Consider the following 18,574-nt stretch of genomic DNA (forward strand, 5'->3'; position numbering starts at 1 on the left):
GGCGCGCCGGATCTGCGGAGCAGTCCGGCGTGTCAGCCGACCTTGGCCAGGGCGGCGGCCAGGCCGGTGGTGGAACGCGCCGGGTAGTAGGGCACGGTGACGGTTTGCCCGCCCCAGGATTGCAGCAGGCGTGCTTCCGGCAGCTGGTCCGCGGTGTAGTCCCCGCCCTTGACCCAGATGTCCGGCCGCAGCCTTTCGAGCGCCGCTTCAGGGGTGGCTTCGTCGAAGACCAGCACCGCATCCACGCACTCCAGCGCCAGCAGCAATTCGGTGCGGTCCTCCTGGTTCATGATCGGACGCTCTTCGCCTTTGAGGCGGCGGACCGAATCGTCCGAGTTGAGACAGACGATCAGGCAGTCGCCCAGCTTCCGGGCGGCGGCCAGGGTTCTGGCGTGCCCGGCGTGCAGCAAGTCGAAGCAGCCTCCGGTGGCTACCACCGTTCCGCCGGCTTCGCGGGTCTGCGCCGCGGCCCGCATGGCGTCTACCCCCGGACCGCGCAGCTGGACCGGGGCCGTTTCCCGACGAAGCGATGCCACCCCGCCTGCGGCGAGGAAGGCTGCCGCCTGCCCGACGGCCTCTTCCACCGCCTCGGCCAGCGGCCGTCCGGAGGCCAGCGCCACCGCCAGGGAGGCGGCAAACCGGTCCCCCGCGCCGCAGGTGTCGGCCGGGTCGAGCGTCGGGGCTGGAACGGCCTGCGGCAGGCCGCCGTCGGCCTGGATCAGGGCCCCTTCCCCGCCCAGCGTGACGACGACGGCGCGGCTGTTCCAGCGTGTGCGCAGTTCCGCCGCGGCCAGCGCAGCCTCCCGGGTCCCGCTGTCCCGCAGGCCGGCGATCCGCAGGGCTTCGGGCAGGTTGGGCGTCGCCGCGGCCACGCCCTCGACCGGGACCGGGCCGGCCGGGTGCGGATCCCATACCACGGGGATCCGGTGCACGAGCGAGGCCAGGGCGTCGCGCAGCCCGGGTGCGGCCGCCAGGCCGCGGCCGTAGTCCGCCACGATGATGGCGTCGGCCGTTTCGAGCGCGTCGAGCATGTCCGGTGTCGGTACCGGCACCGGTGCCGGGGCGCAGCCTTCGTCGACCCTGACCACCGACTGCCCGCCGGCACGGATCCGGGTTTTCACCGGCGTGGGGGCGCCGGATGGCCCGGCGACCACACGGACGCCGTCCAGGGCGTCGCGCAGCCGGGAGGAAGCGCCGTCGTCGGACAGTGCCGTGACCAGGAGGACGTCCCGGCCGTCGCGGGCCAGCATCCGTGCCACCAGCCCGGCTCCTCCGGCGCGGTAGGTCGTTTCGGCCGCGTCAACCACCGGCACCGGTCCGTCCGGGCTCAGCCGGGTTGCCGCACCCTCCACGTCCGCGTCCAGCAGTACGTCACCCACCACCACGATCCTCATGGCCGGCCTCCCTGCCCGCGCCCGCCCGCGGCGCCTCCCTCTAGACGCGCCACCTCGGCGTCGAACGCCCGGCAGAGGGCATGAAGCGCCATGAGGTGCCCCTCCTGCACATTGGCCGGCAGCGCCTCCACTGCCACATAGTCGTCGCACAACTCGGTCAGCGGATTCGGTGCTTGGCCGGTCAGCGCCCAGCAGGTCACGCCGATGCTGCGGGCAGCTTCGGCCGCGCGCAGCAGGTTCCCGCTCTTGCCGCTCGTGGTCAGCAGGAGCAGCACGTCGCCGGCCCGCCCGTGGCCCAGCACCTGCCGGGCAAACAGCTGGTCGAAGCCGTAGTCATTGGAGATGGCCGTGACCGCCGAGGTTTCCGCGTGCAGCGAGATGGCGGAGAACGCCCGGCGTTCGCCGTCGAAGCGGCCCACCAGTTCGGCGGTGAGGTGCTGGGCTTCCGCCGCGGAGCCGCCGTTGCCGGCCGCCAGCAGGCGCGCGCCGCCCGTCAGCCGCCGGGCCAGCTCCGTCCCCCAACCGGCCAGCTGGCCGGCCTGGGCGCGCAGCGACTCCACCGCCGGTGCCACCGCCTGCAGGTGCGCCAGGACCGCGTCCACCGCTTGGGTCCCAACCGGCTCCCGGCCGGTCGCCGGCACCGGGACGAGGGCGGGTCCCGGTGCGGGCGGCCGCAGGTAAGCCTCCGTGCCGGCCGGGCCGGCGGGGTCGGCTGGGGCCGCGGCGGTGGCCAGTGCCGTGGTCCGTGCTGCTGTCTTGGCCATGGCGGCTGGGCGCTTCACAGTGCTTCCCCTTCCAACTGCCGGACGCCGGCGGCGACGGCGCCCGCGCTCCTGCTGACCGCCAGGTGATAGGCCTTTTCGGTGTCGGCGGCCACCCGGTCCCAGGAGTAGCGGTTCCGCACGCGCTGCTGGCCGGCGCGGCCGAGGTCGCGGCGCAGCTGGGGATTCGCCAGCAGCTCGGCCACGGCTTCGGCCACCGCCTCCGGGTCCCGCGGCGGCACGTGCAGGCCGGTCTTGCGGTCCACCACGGTGTCGATCAGCCCGCCGACCGAGGCCGCGACCACCGGAACGCCGCACGCCATTGCTTCCAGCGGAACAATCCCAAACGGTTCGTACCACGGCGCGCAGACGACGACGTCGGCGCTGCGCAGCACCGCAGGGATTTCTTCCCGGGGCAACTGGCCGCGCAGCACCAGTTGGTCTTCCACGCCGAGCTCACGGGCGAGGCCTCGCAGCCGCTGGGCCTCGGGGTCGGCCGCCAGCCCGGTGGCACCGGAGGCGCCGCCGACCACGATCAGTTCGACGTCGTCCAGTCCCCGGTCCTTGAGCAAGCGCAGGGACTGGACGGCCAGGTCGATGCCCTTGCGCGGAACCAGGCGGCCCAGCGTGACGATGCGGTGGGTGCGGCCGCGCGGTTCGACCTCCCCGTCGGCCTTGAAAAGTCCCAGGTCCACGCCGCAGGGGGCAATGGAAATATTGCCGCGCGGGATGTCCATGGCCGCCAATTCGAACACTTCGTCCGAGCACGTCGCGATGATCCGGTCCACGCTGCGGCCGACGGACGGTTCCAGCCAGGCCCGTTCGGCCGGGCTGGTGTCCTGCGCGCCCTGGTGCCGCCGTTTCACGGTGCCGAGCGCGTGGAAGGTCTGCAGCACCGGCACCGGGGGGCTTCCCGGGCGGCGGGCGGCGTCGAGGGCCGCCACCCCCGACATCCAGAAGTGCGCGTGCACGAGATCCGGCGGGCTGTCCGCCCAGTCGGCGCTGATCCCGTCGGCCAGCTGGCCCATGTAGGGCAGCAGCTCATCCTTGGCGACCGGTTCGGGTGGTCCGGCGTTGACGTGGACCACTTCCACTCCCGGCCGCACCGTGACGCGGGCGGGAAGCATCGGATCGTCGCGGCGGGTGTAGACGCTCACGCTGTGTCCCCGCCGGGCGAGGGCGGCGGAGAGGGCCGCCACATGCACGTTCTGGCCGCCGGCGTCCACACCACCCAGCGCCGCCAGCGGGCTGGCATGTTCGGAAACCATCGATATCCTCACGGCTCTCTCCTCTCGTTGACGGCAAAGACCCGTCCGGCGCGCGTGGTGGTCTCTGCCAGCAGGCTGTCCCAGTTGTCCAGGAAGGCCTGCAGCCCGTAGTTCCGCAGCGCCGCCTCGCGCGCGACTGCTCCGCGCGCAGCGGCCTCGTCCGGGTCCTCCAGCAGCCGGGCCGCTTCGCGGCGCAGCTGGTCCACATCGGACGAGATGGCGCCGGCCCCCGGCGGCACGGCCCGGGCGGCCTCTGTGCTGGCCAGCACCACCACCGGCATGCCCAGATGCATGGCTTCCAACAGCGCCAGGCCCAGCGAGGTCCAGCGCAGCGGGTGCAGGTAGAGGCGGCAGCGGGCCAGTTCGGCGTGCAGCAGCGGACCGGGCAGGTCGCCGCGCACGCGCAGCTTGTCCGGGCCCAGCCCGGTGGCCGCGCCCAGCTGGTCGGTGCCCATGCCGAACACGTCCAGCGGTCCTGCCTCTGCGAAGGCCGGCAGCAGGTCCGTTCCGGTCACCCGCCAGCGGCGGACCGGCTCGTTGACCACCACGCCCTGGCGTTCCAGTTCCCCGGTGTAGAGCGGACCGGGATCCACGATGCCGTGCTCAATCACGGTGGTCCGGGCTGTTCCGCAGTCCCAGAAGAGGCGGTTGAAGTGGGTGACATGCACGACGGTCATGTCCTGCTGGTCGGCCAGCGGGTGAAGCGAGTTGGGCACGTCCCCCTTGGGGGTGTTGTGCTCCAAAAACACCGCCGGGATGTCCCGTCCCGGCCGGCGACCCAGCAACCGCTCGCATTCCTCGATTTCCTCGGGCCGCTGCAGCACCACGACGTCGGGTTCTTCGTCCCGCAGGCGGTCCGGGTGCACGTCCCGGACCGACGACGGCCAGTCGCGGCCGGCGCGGCCCAGGCCCCACGGCCCGCCCTCCGCCGTCGCGGGCAACAGGTATTCGTGGCGGCCGCGGACAAAAGCGTCGGTCCAGCCGCCGTGGACATGCCAAAGCAGGATCTTCATGCGTTCCTCGTCTTTCTCCTGGCGGACAAGTACGTCACGCCGCGGGTCAGCCGCTGTACAGCCTCGAGCACTTCTTCGGGGGCCACCTGGGACAGGCAGGGATGGCCGGGAACCGGACAGTTGCGCGCCCGGCTCAGCCGGCAAGGCGCCTGCTGGTCCCCGAGCAGCTCCACCGGGACCTTGTACGGTGCCCAGCGGACCGCCGGAACCACCGGCGCAAACAGGGACACGACCGGCGTGCCCACGGCCGCGGCCAGGTGCGCCGGCCCGGTATTTCCGGTCACGACGGCGGACGCGCCGGCCAGGACCCCCGCCAGGCTCCGCAGGTCGGTCTGCCCGCCCAGGTCCAGCGCGCCGGGGACGGCGACGGTGGCCGTCAGTTCCTGCTCCTGCGGGCCCCCGGTGACCACCACCCGGTAGCCGGCGCCGATCAGCAGTTCGACGGCGGCGGCGTGGTGCAGGGGCGGCCACGCGCGCGCCGGGACGGAGGCGCCGGGGTGCACGGCGATGTAGGGTTCGCCGCCGGTCAGGTCGGTGGTGTCCGGGATGCCTTGCACCTGCAGCCGGCCGTCGTCGTCGGGCGGAAGCCGGTACCCGGCGGCAGCGGCGATCTGCAGCGCCCGTTCGGCCTCCGGCTGGTCCTCCGGGAAGTCCTCGCCGGGGCGCAGCCGCTGATCCAGCAGCGACCCGGCGTAATCGACGGAAGCGCCGGTGATGCGCCCGACGCCGGCCAGCCGCAGCAGCAGCGCCAGCGGCAACGGCGACTGGTGGAAGGACGTGAGGATGACGGCCTCGGAGATCTCTGAGGCCCGGACCCAGTCCGCCAGCGCGGCCACGTGCTCCCGGGTCGCCGGTGGGGCGGGGTCGACGATCCACGGGCTGGCCCAGCTGAAAACGCCTGCGACGCCGGGCAGCAATTCGGCGGCGGCTTTGCCCTGCGGGCCGCACAGCATCATGACGTCGCGGGCATTGCCGTCGTGGCCTGCCGCGATTGCCCGTACCGCCGGGCCCGCCAGCAGTACGTCTCCGACGCTGTCCAGCCGCGCCACCAGTACGCGGCTCATCGCCGGCCCTCCAGCAGCAGCGTGACCGCGGCGGTGAGGTCTTCGGCGACCATGGCGGCGGCCTCGACCTCTTCGCGCCGGGTCACCGGGGTCGGTACCAGGACGCCGGTGGCGCCGGCGGCGGCAGCGGCCTCGACGTCGGCCCCGATGTCCCCGACGTAGGCCACCTCCTCGGGAGCGAGCCCGAGCCGGCGGCAGGCCGCAAGGATCATCCCGGGCTGCGGTTTCCGGCAGGGGCATCCGTCGTCCGGGTTGTGCGGGCAGATCTCCCACACGTCAAACGGTCCCAGCAGCTCTTCCACCCGCCGGTTGACGGCGTCGACCTGTTCCCGGCTCAGCAAGCCCCGGCCGATGCCTGATTGATTGGTGAGCACCCCGCAGGGCAGCCCGGCGGTCCGGACCGCGTCAACGGCCGCGCGGGCGCCGGCTACCGGCCGGACCTCCGCGGGGTCCGGGTTGTAGGGCACGTCCGTGACCAGCGTGCCGTCCCGGTCGAAGAGGATGGCCCGCAGCGGGTGTGCAGCAGTTGTGCTCATACCAGCACTGTTCCCAGCGCGGCTCCGACCTAAACACTTCTCCTGCTACTACTTTTGTGTCGCCCACTTCCCGCCACGGCAACCGCAGCCGCGGGAGGCGCACGCTGCGGGCATCTGGAAGGATGGGCACAGCCGGAACGAAGGATGGGTGCAGTGGCAGAAGCTGAAGGACTCGAACGGGACGGACGCCCGGAACTGCTGGTGCTCCGGGCGCTCAAACTGGGCGATCTGCTGGTCGCGGTTCCGGCGTTGCGGGCACTGCGCGCGGCCTACCCGGAACACCGGATTATCTACGCCGCCCAGGCCTGGCTGCGGCCCCTCCTCGGACTGACCGGCTCGGTAGACGACCTGCTGGCCACCCATGGCCTCGATGTTCCCCTGGCGCTGGCACCCGGCCGGGTAGAGATCGCCGTGAACCTGCACGGCAACGGGCCGGAGAGCCGCGGCCGGCTGGAAGCCCTGCAGCCCGCCGGGCGCATTGGCCACCGCGCCCCCGGGTGGGACGGCCCCTCATGGCCGGAAGGCGCGCACGAACGCGAGCGCTGGACCCGGCTGCTGCAGTGGCACGGAATCGACGCGGATCCGCTCGACTACCGGCTGGACAAGCCCGCCGTCCAGAGCCCCTGCCCGGGAGCGACGGTACTCCATGTCGGTGCCGCCTACGGCAGCCGGCTGTGGCCCGCCGAGCGGTTCGCCGCGGTCGCCCGGGAACTGGCAGCCCAAGGGCACCGCATCGTGTTCACCGGCAGCGCGGCGGAACGGCCCCGGGCACAGGCCGTGGCCGAACTGGCCGGGCTGGGTCCTGACACCGTCGTCGCGGGGACGCTGCCACTGGCGGAGTTTGCCGCGGCGATCGCCGAGGCCGCGCTCGTCATTTCCGCCGATACCGGTGCCGCCCATCTGGCGTCGGCCTATGCCCGGCCGTCGGTGGTCATTTTCGGCCCGGCACCCGTCAGCGTATGGGGTCCGCCACCCGGACCCCATACGGTCCTGACCGACGAGAGCCTGCGCCTGGGCGACACGTTCTCCGCCGACCCCGACCCTGCCCTGCTGGCCGTCGGCCCGGACGACGTCCTGGCCGCCGTCGCACAACTGCCGGTCGCTACGCCGTCCGCATCCGCTGCCGCCCGGGGGTCTGCCGTTCCCCCAGCACCCGGCGCTGAAGCTTGACCAGGATCCTGGCGAGCGCGCGGGACACCTGCATCTGGGTCATGCCGATGCGCTCCCCGATGAGGCGCTGGGATTCTTCCTGGAAGTACCGGTAGAAGAGCAACTGCCGTTCCTGCGGCTCCAGCTCGCGGATGGCGCCGCGAAGCATCAGCAGTTCCTCGGTCCGTTCGGTCCCGCCGTCGGAGGCAGCCAGCGTCTCCGCCAGGCCCTGTCCCTCGGGGGTCCCTTCCAGTGATTCCGGCCGCAGGCTGCCGTGGCAGTTGAGGGCTTCGGCGACCGTTTCCGGGTCTTCGGCGAGCGCGTCGGCCAACTCCTGCAGCCCGGGCTCGCGGCCCAGCCGCTGCGCGAGTTCGGAGGTCATTTTGATCGCCGCCGTCCGCAGGTCCTGAAGGTGGCGCGGCGGGCGGATCATCCACGAGCTGTCCCGAAGATAGCGCTTCAGTTCGCCGTGGACCGTGGGAGCCGCGTAGGCACGGAAATCGGCGCCGTGGTCGGGGTCGAAGCCGCGGACCGCCTTGAGCAGCCCCAGCCGCGCAACCTGGTTCAGGTCATCGAGCTCCCTGCCCGGGCCCGAATAGTTGCGGGCGATCCCCTCGGCAATGCCCAGGTGCCCCAGCACCAACTCCTCTTCCAAGGCGGCGCGCAGGGACCCCTTGGCGCGTCTCGCCCTGCGGAACAAGACCTGTATCTCTTTGTCATCCTTGTCGTTGTATTGCACCAGAGGCCCACTCTCTATCCGGGAAGCGCGGACCAGAAGCGCTTCTCCCCCAAGAGACCATAAGCATGCTGATTATGCAACAGGCGAACGGTGAAAAAATGCCCGAAAGTCTTTTCTTCTCCCGGGAGAAGAAGGTATAAGCAGCCGCCGCTCCGACCGCGCCCCGGGCCACCGGGGGCGGAGGAGAGCGGCAGCAGCCGAAATCATCCAGAGCGGCCGAGCCATGCGGGAACGTCCGTCCCTGACGTGCCCGCGTCGGGTATCAGCCGCTCTCGATGGCAGCGCGGGACCGGAGCGAAACGGGGACGGAAATCACGCCCAGGGCGTGTCGGGTTTCTCCTGCGGTTTGCCGTCGACCACGAGGTCCACCTTCTCGTTGTAGAAGCAGAAGAGATCGCGGATCTTGGGGTTTTCCGGGATCGGGTTCGGGTAGCTCCACACAACGTCGCGGACAACGTTTTCGCCTACCCGCACCGACCAGTAACGGGCCTCGCCCTTATAGGGGCAGCTCGTGACGGTGTCGCTGGACTCCAGCAGGTCGGTCCGCACGTCCTCGGCCGGCAAGTAGTAGCGGGTGGGCAGGTGGGTTTCGAACAGCAGCAGCGGCCGGATGCTGTCCGCCACTTTCTCGCCGGCGAGGTAGACCTGCACCCGCCGGGAACTGCGCAGGGTATCTACCCGCTTATAGGGATCACGGGCATGGACCAGCACCCGCTCGTCTTCCTCGTACCACTCCAGCTGCCGCCAGGAGAAAGTCACGTGGCCGGCCAGGTCGCTCATCGAGCCGTGCGCTTCCGGATGCTCCCACGCCCCGGCCTCCGCGCGCTTCTTGCCGATGGCCACATCCCAGAGCTGCTGGCCCGCCGGCCCGGGGCGCGCATTGGCCAGCACCCCTGCCGCGACGTCCTCCCGCGGCAGATAGTAGGTCGGCAGACCGTCCCGGCCATACTGGACCATCAGCCTGGCCCGCGTGCTGTCGGCCACCAGGCTTCCACCCAGCCGCACCCGGATCCGCCGTGCAGTGGGTTCCGTGAAGGGTGCATCGAATTCCATGGGGCACACGCTACTCCTCCGCGGCTCCCGTCGGCAGTGCTGAGAGAATGAAGGCCGACCAGCAACACAGGAGGCATGAGTGAGTTCCGACAATCGTCCCGCCAAGTTCTACATCGACAAGCAGACGCCGGCAGCCTATCGCGCGCTCAACGGACTGGCGCTCAAGGTCGGCGAAGCGGCCGAAGCGGCAGGCCTGGACCGGAAGCTGGTGGAACTGCTGAACCTGCGCATCTCGCAGATCAACGGCTGTGCGTACTGCCTGAACATGCACACCCGGCTGGCCCTGGGCGAAGGCGAGACGGCCCAGCGGCTTTCCGTGCTTCCGTCCTGGCGGGACACCGAGGTTTTCACGGACAAAGAACGGGCCGCGCTGGCCCTGGCCGAGGCGCTGACCGAACTGCCGGACCACCACAGCCAGGAGCGAGCCTATTCCGCCGCCCGCGAGGAACTCACCGACGACGAGTTCTCCGCGGTCAGCTGGATCACCGTCGCGATGAACGCCTTCAACCGGGTCTCCATCGTCAGCAAGCACCCGGTCCGCCCGCAGTAAGCAACCCGGGCCGGGCAGGCCGCCACCGCGCCAGGGTGGCAGGGCAGCGCACGACGGCGGTGGCTGCGGTCCCTGTCAGCGGCTACGCAGGCCGCGGCTACTCGGGCTGCGGCGGGACCTGGGCGAGTGCGTCGATCTCCACCAGCACGCCGGGCCGCGCGGACCCCACCTGCAGGACGGTGATTGCCGTCGGCACCGGCCCCCACACCTCCGCTGCCGCGGCGTACCCCGCGTTCGCGTCCTGCCCGGCGGCGAGGTAGATGTTCAGCTTGGCCACGTCCTGCTGCGTTGCACCGGCCTCCTCGAGGACCGCAAGCACGTTGCGCATCGCCTGCCTGGTCTGGCCGGCAAGATCGTCACTGACCATCTCGCCGTCCGCGTTGATCCCGTTCTGGCCGCCGACGATCAGCAGCCGGCCGGGGCCGTCCACGAGCACGCCCTGGGAAAAGGCCGGACTGCGGAACATGCCTGCTGGATTAATGTGCGTGAGAGCCATTGGCTTTCCTCCGTTTTTCCGGTTCGGGGCGCACGGCACCGGCACCGCGTGCCGGTGCCGCTATGGGAGCGTAACCACGGTAGGCCGATGCGGCACCGGGCACCAGACCCGCGCAGTGGTGAAGCCCACATGAACGCCCGATGCACTCTGTGAAAAAATAGGGCATGCGTCCCATGCAACATTCCAGCAAACTCCAGAACGTCCGGTACGAACTTCGCGGCCCGATTTTGCACGCGGCCAAGAAGATGGAGGCGGAGGGCCACCGCATCCTGCGGATGAACCTCGGCGATCCGGCACCGTTCGGGCTGGAGGCGCCGGAGTCGATTGTGGTGGACATGATCCACCACCTGCGCGGCGCCCAAGGCTACAGCGATTCGAAGGGCATCTTCTCCGCCCGCACGGCCATTTCGCAGTACTACCAGACCAAGGGTTTGATGCAGATCGGCGTGGAGGACATCTTCATCGGCAACGGGGTGTCCGAGTTGATCTCCATGACGCTGCAGGCGTTCCTGGAAAACGGCGACGAGGTGCTGATCCCCGCGCCCGACTACCCCCTGTGGACCGCGTCGGTCACACTCTCCGGCGGCAAGGCCGTGCACTACCTCTGCGACGAGGACAACCACTGGTGGCCGGACATGGCGGACGTCGAAGCCAAAATCACCGACCGGACACGGGCGATCGTGCTGATCAACCCGAACAACCCCACCGGCGCCGTCTACCCGCGGCACGTGCTGGAACAGTTCGCGGCCTTGGCTCGCAAGCACGATCTGGTGCTGTTCTCGGACGAAATCTACGAGAAGATCACCTACGACGGCGCCGTGCACGTCCACACCGCCTCGGTGGCCCCGGACCTGCCGGTGCTGACGTTCAGCGGGCTCTCCAAGGCGTACCGGATGCCCGGCTACCGCGCCGGCTGGGTGGCCATCAGCGGGCCGCGCGCCGAGACCGCGGCCTACCGCGAATCACTGGAACTGCTGGCCTCGCTCCGGCTGTGCTCGAACGTCCCGGCGCAGCACGCCATCCAGACCTCGCTGGGCGGCTACCAGTCCATCGGGGACCTGGTGAAGCCCGGGGGCCGGTTGCACGAACAGCGCGACCTGGCCTGCCGGCTGCTCAACCAGATCCCGGGCGTCAGCTGTGTGCCCGCGGCCGGGGCGATGTACCTGTTCCCCAAGCTGGATCCTGCCGTTTATCCGTTCGAGGACGACGAGAAGTTTGTCCTGGACCTGCTCGAGGAGGAGAAAATCCTGGTTTCGCACGGCAGCGCCTTCCACTGGCCCACGCCGGATCACTTCCGGTTCGTAATCCTGCCGTCGGTGGAGGATATCGAGGAGGCGGTCCGCAGGATTTCTTCCTTCCTGGCCATCCACCGGAAGAAGACGGCCGACGCCGCTGCTGCCGCAGCCGTCTAAAGCCCGGCTGGCCCGCCCGGCACGGCGGCAAGGCCCCGCGACGCAAGCCGGACCGATGGGTCCGCTAGCAGTGTGGCCGTGGGCGGGGCGCGCCCCGGCCCTCCGGCACACCCTGCTAGGCTGCTCACAATTCCAGCCGCCGGTCGGGCGGCTGCAGAGCCGGCATCGGGGGAACATGCGGAATAGGCCGATGGCCGCCCTCATGGCGCTATTCGCGCTGCTGCTCGCGGGCTGCACGGAACCGGGGGCGGAAGCTGGAGCGGCATCCCCGGCCACGGCTAGTGCCACTCCGCCAGCCTCCGGCGGCGGGTACGCCAGCGGCCCTGCCGCCGGCACATCCCAGGGACCCGTCCGGCTGGCCTCTCCCCCGCCGGGTCGCCCGACCATGGCACCCGCGGAGACCGTGGGAGCAGCGGATCCGGAGGGCACTAGTGCCTACATCGACGACTTCCTCGCCACGCAATGGTCTTCCGGCGTGGAGCCCTCGGCCCTGAGTGAGGCAGCCGTCGGCGACTGTGCGTTCTTCGATTGGGAGTATTCCTCCGGCCCCACGACCACCGCGTTGTTTCAGGTGCCCTGCCAGGAACCGCATGAAGGCGAGATATTCGGCACCATCACCCACGCCGGCGAGCTGTATCCGGGTCAGTCAGCACTGGAACGCGAGGCCGGACCCCGGTGCGGCGAGGTGATGTCCCAGTTTCTCGAAGCCCGGTTGATTCCGGACGGAACGCACCGGCTCTTGTTCCCTACGCAAGCGGATTGGGATTCGGGTGATCGCACGTCCGTTTGCCTGTACCACCCCGGCTCCCTGTTGGAGCGCGGCTATTTCGGGGATTAGCTGGCCGCGGCCGCCATCGGGTGCATCATCTCTGGCTGGCCACAGCTGCTCCCACCCGTGCCGCCTGGCTCCCACCCGCGGCCCCTGTTCGAAACGTCCGAGGGGTACCGGCTCCATCTGGTTGCGGACCGGGCCTGACCGCAGTCCCGCGCCAACCCCTACCGCCGGGCGCCCTGCCGGCGCTAGCGTGTCCGGCATGGAGATGAAACTCGAACTGGTGGCCGTGCCGGTCACCGACGTCGACCGGGCCAAACATTTTTACGTTGAGCAGGTCGGCTTCCACGCCGACCACGACCACCGGGTAAGCGACGGCCTGCGGTTCGTGCAGCTCACGCCGCCCGGCTCGGCCTGTTCCATCGTGATCGGCGAGGGCATCACGGAGATGGCACCCGGCTCGCAGCAGGGGCTCCAGATGGTCGTTGCCGATGCCCAAGCGGCCCGGGAAGAACTGCTCAGCCGCGGCGTCGCAGCGAGCGACGTGGACGCGCAGCCGTGGGGTAAGTTCGTCTACTTCAGCGACCCGGACGGCAACACCTGGGCGCTGCAGCAGCTGCCGCCCAGGGACTGAACCTGCCGCTCGCGTGCTGGCCCCTGAGGCTTCCGGGCCTGGCCAGTGGCGCCGCAGCGCCGCGGGAAACCGCCCGCCGTCTGCCGTGGACGCAGCCTGGCTCCGTTTGCGGCCACCGGCGAGGGCCCAAAAAACTTTTCCTGCTCCGGCGGAATAATCCGGCCCTCCAAAGGTGTTCCTTAAAGTGAGACTGCCAACGGACAGCTGAGGGACCACCAACAAGTTTGCAGCAGGGATCAGCGGAGAAGCTCTTTCCCGCGCCCTGCCGCCTCGCAGCCCCTGTCGTCAGCGCTCGCCGCCACCTGGCAGGAGCCGGCGCTTCACGCCTGACGAGCAGTCCCCGAACGATGCCACGGCAGGGTCGGCCCCACAGCTGATCCGCCTGGCACAGCACGCCCTTACCGCCACAACACAGGAGGTCACGGATGACACTATCCGCACCCGGTCAGTCCCCGCTGGTCAATTCCACCCCCACCCGTATCCGCAATCTCGGACATCTGCGCCGCGGCGATTCGGTCGAGGCCCGCATGGACAATGCCGTCCAGTACCGGGGCCGCGTCGACCGTACCGCGCCCGGCGTCGGCCTGGTGTGGATCCGTGATGAGTCGGACGGCTCGCGCCGCGCCATCAGCACGCAGGACTGCACGGTCTGGCGGCTGCCGCAGAAGGGCTGACATCAGCACGGGGCGGCACAGCCACCCCAACGGAGCGGACGGCTTCGGCGACCACACGGCGCCGGCGTCGTCCGTTGCTTCGTTAACCCGGACCTTCCCGGTTCTGCGCTTGTCCGGCGGGCCTGGCCGGAGTTGAATGGAGCCAGCATTGGGGCCGGCTTCCGTCCCGGCCACCGCCTTCGGAGCATGCCATGGCCGTCTCGTTCAACCACACCATCGTCTACGCCGCAGACAAAACGGCGTCGGCGGAATTCTTTGCGGAGATCTTCGGCCTCGATCCGCCGCAGCCCATGTTCGGACACTTCATGACGGTCCTGCTGGAGGGCGGCGTGGCACTCGACTACGCGGACACCGCCGGGAACGTGCAGCCCCAGCATTACGCCTTCCTGGTCGCCGAGGACGACTTCGACGGGATCCTCACGCGCATCCGGTCGGCCGGAATCGCCTACTGGGCAGACCCGGGCCGCAGCCGACCCCAGCAAATCAACCGCAACGACGGCGGCCGCGGCGTGTACTTCACCGACCCGAACGGCCACTTTCTGGAGGCCATCACGCGCCCCTACGGTTCCGGCGCTGCCTGAAGCGAGGCGCCGTCGTACGCTGGACCGATGTTCGAACAGGAGCGAAGCATGCAACAGGAACCCACCGGGAACGTCCGCCTGAGCGCGACGGTGAGCGGCCGGGTCCAGGGAGTGGGCTTCCGGTACTGGGCACGGGAACGCGCCGAACGCCTGGGGCTGGTGGGCTCGGCCGTGAACCAGGCGGACGGCACCGTGGGCGTGGTGGCAGAGGGGCCGCGCGATGCGGTGCGGCAGTTCGCGGCCGCGTTCGAATCCGGCACGGCGCCGGGGCGGGTGGACGCGGTCGAAGCGACGTACGGCCCGCCCACCGGCGGGTTCAGGACCTTCGAAGTGGGCTGAAGGGGTCTGCACTGGGCTGCAGGGGCTGCAGGGGCTGCAGGGGCGCCGGGGACGCCTGCGGGCGGCGCCTATGGTGTGACGTTTAAATCGAGCCGGCCCCGCGGTATGTTCACGCGGGACCGGCTCTTTGGGGGATCGCCGGCCCGGCAAAAACGTGGGGGTCCGAACCGGCTAATGCTGGAATTATGCCACTGGCCGCGCCTTTAAATTGCAGCACTGTGATTTATGTTACGAAACGTCGTAACACTTCTCCCCGCCGTGTTTGGTTACGGGCGGAGTGCGTTTCCGATTACCGAAGGATCAAGAAAAGCGTGCCCGGGCCGCGTGCCGTAACGGTTGCGGCGTTATCGCGGACGTGCCGGGTCCCGTCGCGGAAAACGCCCCTATCCTGAGTGCATCTGTCACCCCCATGAAAGGCGGTGTGCCATGCGCAAGCTCCCCACATGGCTGTCCGTAATCCTGTTGGTTCTCGGCCTGGGATTGGTGGCGCCCGGCCCCGCCACCGCGGCGCCCTACTGCGGCATCACCTGGGGCTCGACGCCGGAGTCCGCGCCGGGGACCACGACCGCACCCATTACCAACGTGCGCACCGGCCGGCACGCCTGTTTCGACCGCATGGTTGTGGACCTGCGCGGCGACGTGGCCGGCTACTCGGTGAGGTACGGGACGGTGCGGGCCCAAGGATCCGGCCATGTAATCCCCTTGCGCGGCGGCGCCGATCTGGCCGTGGTCGTGAAGGCTCCGGCGTATGACTCCAACGGGCGCGGCACCTACCGGCCTGCCAACCCGAAGGAGCTGGTGAACGTCACCGGCTACACCACCTTCCGCCAGCTCTCCTGGGGCGGCAGTTTCGAGGGGTACACCACCATCGGCCTCGGCGTGCGCGCCCGCCTGCCGTTCCGGGTCTTCACCCTGGACGGCCCGGGCAGCATGTCCCGCCTGGTGATTGACGTGGCCCACCGCTGGTAAGCCTGGAACTCTGCAGGCAGGCCGGCGGCTGGCGGGCGAAGGCCGGGCCTTGGCCGGCCGCTGGCGACGTCGGTGCCCGCCTTCGGTGCCTTCAGGCACCTTGGCGGGCGCCGGCGTCGTCGTCGTCGTTTGATGCCTAGCCGGCGGCGGCTTCCAGAAAAGCCTCGGCCAGCGGGCCCGCGGTTTCGGAGCCCAGCTCGCCGTCCTCCACGAACACCGCGATGGCAAGGTCCCCGTGGCCGGCGATCACCCAGGAGTGGGTCTGCGGCGGGTCCTGCGAGCCGTACTCTGCGGTGCCGGTCTTGCCGATGGCGGGCTTCCCGGGCAGGTCGGCCAGGTTGGCCAGATAGCCGTCCACCACGGCCGAGCGCATCATGCTGCGCAACTGCTTGGCTTCCCCGGCGGTCAGTTCAGGCACGTCCGGGAGCTCGGCCTTGGGGTCGTGACCGTCCACCAGCGTCGGCACGACCGAACCGCCTTCCACCACGGCCGCCATCATCGTGGCCAGCGCCAGCGGCGACGCCTGCACCCGTGACTGGCCGATCAGCGAGGCCGCGTGCGCGGTCCCCTTGGTGTCCTCCCGCGGCACGTCGCCCATGAAGGCCTCGATGCCGGGGTTCGCGGTCATGCCGATGCCCAGGGCGCCGGCGGCATCAGCCAGCTGGTCCTGGGAAAGTTCCCGGTGCTCGGCGATGAACGCGGTGTTGCAGGAGTGCGCGATGGCCTCGGTCAAGGTGATCCGGCCGGTGAACTCGGCGGGGTAGCTGTCCGCGTTCTCGAAGCTTCGGCCGTCCACGACCAGTTCCGGGTCGCAGGTGACGGCGGAATCGGGGGTCGCGCCGTTGCGCAGCATGCCCAGCGCGGTGGCGATCTTGAAGGCGGAACCGGGGGCGTACCGGCCCAGGAACGCGGTGTTGTAGCCTTCGCTGTCCGGACCGTTCGCGGCCGTCAGGACGGCACCGGTCGACGGCCGCAGCGCGACGATCGAACTCGGCGAGTCGATGTCGGCCAGGATGTCCTCGGCCGCCGCCTGCAACTTCGGCACGAGCGTGGTTTTCACGTTTTCGCCGTCCACCGGGTCTTGGCGGAACAGCTGGCGGGACGGCGCTTCGCCGCCCTCTTCGGCGGGCAGCCCGACGGCGGAGACGGTGACTCCCGGCGTGCCGGAGAGCTCGGTGTTGAAGGCTGCCTGCAAGCCGGACGAGCCAACGGTCTCGCCCGCGGCCACGGTGCCCTTGGACTTCTCGATGTCTTCGGCCGTGGCCTCCCGGACCGATCCCAACACCGGCGCGGCGAAGGTGCGGTTGGGCGCCAACGGAATCTGGTCACCTACCGCCAGGAAGCCCTCGATGTCCTTCAGCTTCTTCTGGTCCAACTTGTCAAAGGCGTCCTCACGCAGCGTGATGGCGTCCACGAATGCCTTGGGCCCGTAGGCTTCAACCTTTTCCAGATAAGCGGCGGCATCGATGTTTACCAGCTTGGCCAGCGCGCGCGCGGAGTCCTCGGCGGTCGCTGTGTCCAGGCCTGTCTTGTCGATGCCGACGACCCTGACCGGGCGGTTCTTCACGATCGCCTCTCCCTCGGCGTCGAGGATCTGGCCGCGCCGCGGTTCCTCGGTGGAGAGCACCAGCCGTTCGCCCTCGGCAAGCGAGGGCTCCAGGATTTCGGGCTTCCACCGCACGTGCCAGGTGTCCTCGGCGTAGTGCAGGTCGGCCCTGGTGGTGTAGCTCCAGCCCTGCTCCGCATCGGCCACCGGCCAGTCATAGGAAAGGGTGGCCCGGAAGAGGTTGGATTCGACCTCTTCGACGCCTTCCACGGTGACTTCGGGCTCCAAGGGGTCCATCCCCTCGGTCAGCGCGGCCAGTTGTTCCTGCACCTGGGCGCCGGTGGCATCGGCGAAGGCCACGTTCGACACGTCGTTGGCAGCCAACGCTTCCGCCAGTGCCCGGGCGGTCGGTTCCGGCGATTCCCGCTCCGGAGCGCAGGCAGAGACCGCTACCGTCAGCAGCAGGGCGGTGATTGATGCAAGTGCGCGCCGAAGCAATTCTTCTCCCGGATCCGAGGGTGTCCTGTTAGAACCTATAAGCGGCCAGCAGCGATGTCGAGCCGGGCGGCACCGGCGGGATGGTGCTTGAATGGGTTCGTCGGGACGTCGGCCTTCAGCCGGCAAACAGGACAGTAAGGACACCATGACCGAATCCGCTCCCCCAGCTTCCCGCCGTGCCGCGGTGGTCTGGAACCCGTCCAAGAAGTTCAACTTCGACCTGGTGGCGCTGGTCGAGGGCCTGTGCGCCGAGACCGGCTGGCAGCCGCCGCTCTGGCTCGAGACCACGCTGGAGGATCCGGGCGCCGGCCAGGCGCACCAGGCGCTGGAAGCGGGGGTCGACCTGGTGATCGCCGCCGGCGGTGACGGGACGGTGCGGCGGGTGGCCGGCCGGCTGGCGGCAACGGACATGCCGCTGGGCGTGATCCCTTTGGGCACCGGCAACCTGCTGGCCCGCAACCTGGACCTGCCGGTTGACGACCCTGAGACCGCTGCCGGCATCGCGTTGGCCGGCCGGGACCGGCGGATCGACGTGGTCCGGGCCACCGTGGACAGGTCGGGCGGTGACTCCGTGTTTTTGGTCATGGCCGGCCTCGGATTCGACGCCGCCGTGATTGGCGGCACCGACGACGGCCTCAAGGACCGCATCGGGTGGCTGGCGTACGTGGAAGCCGGCCTGCGCAACCTTCCGGGCAAGCCGGTCCGCGCCACGGTCACCATAGACGGCGGCAAGCCCATGACGGTGCGGATGCGCAGCGTCATGGGCGGGAACTGCGGCAAGATCCAGGGCGGATTCGAGATGTTCCCCGGTGCGCAGCTCGACGACGGCCTGCTGGACGTCATGACCATCTCCCCGCGTGGGCGGCTGGGCTGGCTCGGCGTGCTGGCCGGGCTCGCCAAACGCGGCCGGAGCGTGGATCCTTCGGTTGACTACTACCAGGGCAAGCACGTGGAGATCTACGCCGGCCGGCCCCAGGAGATGCAGCTGGACGGCGACCATATTGGCATGGGGTCCCGTTTGATGATGGGCGTCGATCCGGGCGCACTCGTGGTGCGGGTGGCACCCGAATAGAACACTGACGACGCCGGTGCGCGCCTCACCGAACTCAGAATTCCAGGGCGGGCA

Annotated in this window: 20 protein-coding genes; 10 read left to right on the forward strand and 10 right to left on the reverse strand. The window is 69.9% G+C overall.

Annotated elements, in window-relative coordinates; all coding sequences use genetic code 11:
- Positions 1–32 precede the first annotated feature (32 nt).
- The 6 genes from AC5RWG_RS08310 to AC5RWG_RS08335 are packed head-to-tail and all read right to left on the reverse strand — an operon-like array spanning position 33 to position 6,036.
- A complete protein-coding gene (locus AC5RWG_RS08310) occupies positions 33–1,394 on the reverse strand; it encodes a PfkB family carbohydrate kinase (RefSeq protein ID WP_494166750.1) in 1,362 nt (453 codons plus the stop codon).
- Positions 1,391–2,176 carry a D-sedoheptulose-7-phosphate isomerase gene (locus tag AC5RWG_RS08315; protein WP_494012953.1) on the reverse strand — a complete coding sequence of 262 codons (786 nt, stop codon included), beginning with the start codon at positions 2,174–2,176 and terminating at the stop codon, positions 1,391–1,393. Before AC5RWG_RS08315 ends, AC5RWG_RS08310 begins: the two co-directional genes overlap by 4 nt.
- The gene (locus AC5RWG_RS08320; RefSeq protein ID WP_494166751.1) at positions 2,173–3,435 is read right to left on the reverse strand and encodes a glycosyltransferase; all 1,263 of its coding nucleotides are present in this window, start codon (positions 3,433–3,435) and stop codon (positions 2,173–2,175) included. The genes AC5RWG_RS08315 and AC5RWG_RS08320 overlap by 4 nt, the downstream gene beginning before the upstream one ends.
- Positions 3,432–4,436, reverse strand: a complete 1,005-nt coding sequence (locus AC5RWG_RS08325; protein ID WP_494012955.1) for a glycosyltransferase family 4 protein — start codon at positions 4,434–4,436, stop codon at positions 3,432–3,434. Before AC5RWG_RS08325 ends, AC5RWG_RS08320 begins: the two co-directional genes overlap by 4 nt.
- Complete coding sequence (locus tag AC5RWG_RS08330) at positions 4,433–5,500, reverse strand: glycosyltransferase family 9 protein (RefSeq protein ID WP_494012956.1); 1,068 nt, start codon at positions 5,498–5,500, stop codon at positions 4,433–4,435. Before AC5RWG_RS08330 ends, AC5RWG_RS08325 begins: the two co-directional genes overlap by 4 nt.
- Positions 5,497–6,036: a D-glycero-alpha-D-manno-heptose-1,7-bisphosphate 7-phosphatase gene (locus tag AC5RWG_RS08335; protein WP_494012957.1), complete on the reverse strand. Its 540-nt coding sequence runs from the start codon at positions 6,034–6,036 to the stop codon at positions 5,497–5,499. The genes AC5RWG_RS08330 and AC5RWG_RS08335 overlap by 4 nt, the downstream gene beginning before the upstream one ends.
- Before the next feature lie 144 nt (positions 6,037–6,180).
- On the opposite strand from AC5RWG_RS08335, the gene AC5RWG_RS08340 reads away from it, so the two are divergent.
- The gene (locus tag AC5RWG_RS08340; RefSeq protein ID WP_494012958.1) at positions 6,181–7,206 is read left to right on the forward strand and encodes a glycosyltransferase family 9 protein; all 1,026 of its coding nucleotides are present in this window, start codon (positions 6,181–6,183) and stop codon (positions 7,204–7,206) included.
- Here AC5RWG_RS08340 and AC5RWG_RS08345 read toward each other — a convergent pair.
- Both AC5RWG_RS08345 and AC5RWG_RS08350 read right to left on the reverse strand, forming a co-directional pair.
- Entirely contained in the window at positions 7,139–7,924 is a 786-nt protein-coding gene (locus AC5RWG_RS08345) for a sigma-70 family RNA polymerase sigma factor (RefSeq protein ID WP_494012959.1), read from the reverse strand. The genes AC5RWG_RS08340 and AC5RWG_RS08345 overlap by 68 nt on opposite strands.
- Before the next feature lie 312 nt (positions 7,925–8,236).
- Complete coding sequence (locus AC5RWG_RS08350) at positions 8,237–8,977, reverse strand: DUF427 domain-containing protein (protein ID WP_494012960.1); 741 nt, start codon at positions 8,975–8,977, stop codon at positions 8,237–8,239.
- 79 nt (positions 8,978–9,056) lie between these two features.
- Here AC5RWG_RS08350 and AC5RWG_RS08355 point away from each other — a divergent pair, with 79 nt between their 5' ends.
- Entirely contained in the window at positions 9,057–9,527 is a 471-nt protein-coding gene (locus AC5RWG_RS08355) for a carboxymuconolactone decarboxylase family protein (protein WP_494012961.1), read from the forward strand.
- A gap of 97 nt (positions 9,528–9,624) precedes the next feature.
- Here AC5RWG_RS08355 and AC5RWG_RS08360 read toward each other — a convergent pair whose 3' ends face one another.
- The gene (locus AC5RWG_RS08360; protein WP_494012962.1) at positions 9,625–10,023 is read right to left on the reverse strand and encodes a RidA family protein; all 399 of its coding nucleotides are present in this window, start codon (positions 10,021–10,023) and stop codon (positions 9,625–9,627) included.
- A gap of 164 nt (positions 10,024–10,187) precedes the next feature.
- On the opposite strand from AC5RWG_RS08360, the gene AC5RWG_RS08365 reads away from it, so the two are divergent.
- The 7 genes from AC5RWG_RS08365 to AC5RWG_RS08395 all read left to right on the forward strand — a co-directional run bounded on the left by AC5RWG_RS08365 (position 10,188) and on the right by AC5RWG_RS08395 (position 15,404).
- Positions 10,188–11,435, forward strand: a complete 1,248-nt coding sequence (locus tag AC5RWG_RS08365; protein ID WP_494000797.1) for a pyridoxal phosphate-dependent aminotransferase — start codon at positions 10,188–10,190, stop codon at positions 11,433–11,435.
- Between the two features lie 403 nt (positions 11,436–11,838).
- Positions 11,839–12,273 carry a septum formation family protein gene (locus AC5RWG_RS08370; protein WP_494166752.1) on the forward strand — a complete coding sequence of 145 codons (435 nt, stop codon included), beginning with the start codon at positions 11,839–11,841 and terminating at the stop codon, positions 12,271–12,273.
- A 196-nt stretch (positions 12,274–12,469) separates the two neighbouring features.
- Complete coding sequence (locus AC5RWG_RS08375) at positions 12,470–12,841, forward strand: glyoxalase superfamily protein (protein WP_494000799.1); 372 nt, start codon at positions 12,470–12,472, stop codon at positions 12,839–12,841.
- Positions 12,842–13,266: 425 nt separating this feature from the next.
- Positions 13,267–13,515 carry a hypothetical protein gene (locus AC5RWG_RS08380; RefSeq protein WP_494000800.1) on the forward strand — a complete coding sequence of 83 codons (249 nt, stop codon included), beginning with the start codon at positions 13,267–13,269 and terminating at the stop codon, positions 13,513–13,515.
- 191 nt (positions 13,516–13,706) lie between these two features.
- Positions 13,707–14,096 carry a VOC family protein gene (locus AC5RWG_RS08385; protein ID WP_494012963.1) on the forward strand — a complete coding sequence of 130 codons (390 nt, stop codon included), beginning with the start codon at positions 13,707–13,709 and terminating at the stop codon, positions 14,094–14,096.
- Positions 14,097–14,144: 48 nt separating this feature from the next.
- On the forward strand, positions 14,145–14,435 hold the full coding sequence (locus tag AC5RWG_RS08390) for an acylphosphatase (protein WP_494000802.1): 291 nt from the start codon (positions 14,145–14,147) through the stop codon (positions 14,433–14,435).
- Between the two features lie 426 nt (positions 14,436–14,861).
- Positions 14,862–15,404 (forward strand): AMIN-like domain-containing (lipo)protein, encoded by a 543-nt coding sequence (locus tag AC5RWG_RS08395; RefSeq protein ID WP_494000803.1) that lies wholly within the window; start codon positions 14,862–14,864, stop codon positions 15,402–15,404.
- A 136-nt stretch (positions 15,405–15,540) separates the two neighbouring features.
- Here AC5RWG_RS08395 and AC5RWG_RS08400 read toward each other — a convergent pair whose 3' ends face one another.
- On the reverse strand, positions 15,541–17,448 hold the full coding sequence (locus AC5RWG_RS08400; protein WP_494166753.1) for a penicillin-binding transpeptidase domain-containing protein: 1,908 nt from the start codon (positions 17,446–17,448) through the stop codon (positions 15,541–15,543).
- Between the two features lie 145 nt (positions 17,449–17,593).
- On the opposite strand from AC5RWG_RS08400, the gene AC5RWG_RS08405 reads away from it, so the two are divergent.
- Positions 17,594–18,520 carry a diacylglycerol/lipid kinase family protein gene (locus AC5RWG_RS08405; protein ID WP_494166754.1) on the forward strand — a complete coding sequence of 309 codons (927 nt, stop codon included), beginning with the start codon at positions 17,594–17,596 and terminating at the stop codon, positions 18,518–18,520.
- The last annotated feature ends 54 nt before the right edge of the window (positions 18,521–18,574 follow it).

The sequence above is a fragment of the Arthrobacter sp. Y3221160 genome, from assembly GCF_059092585.1.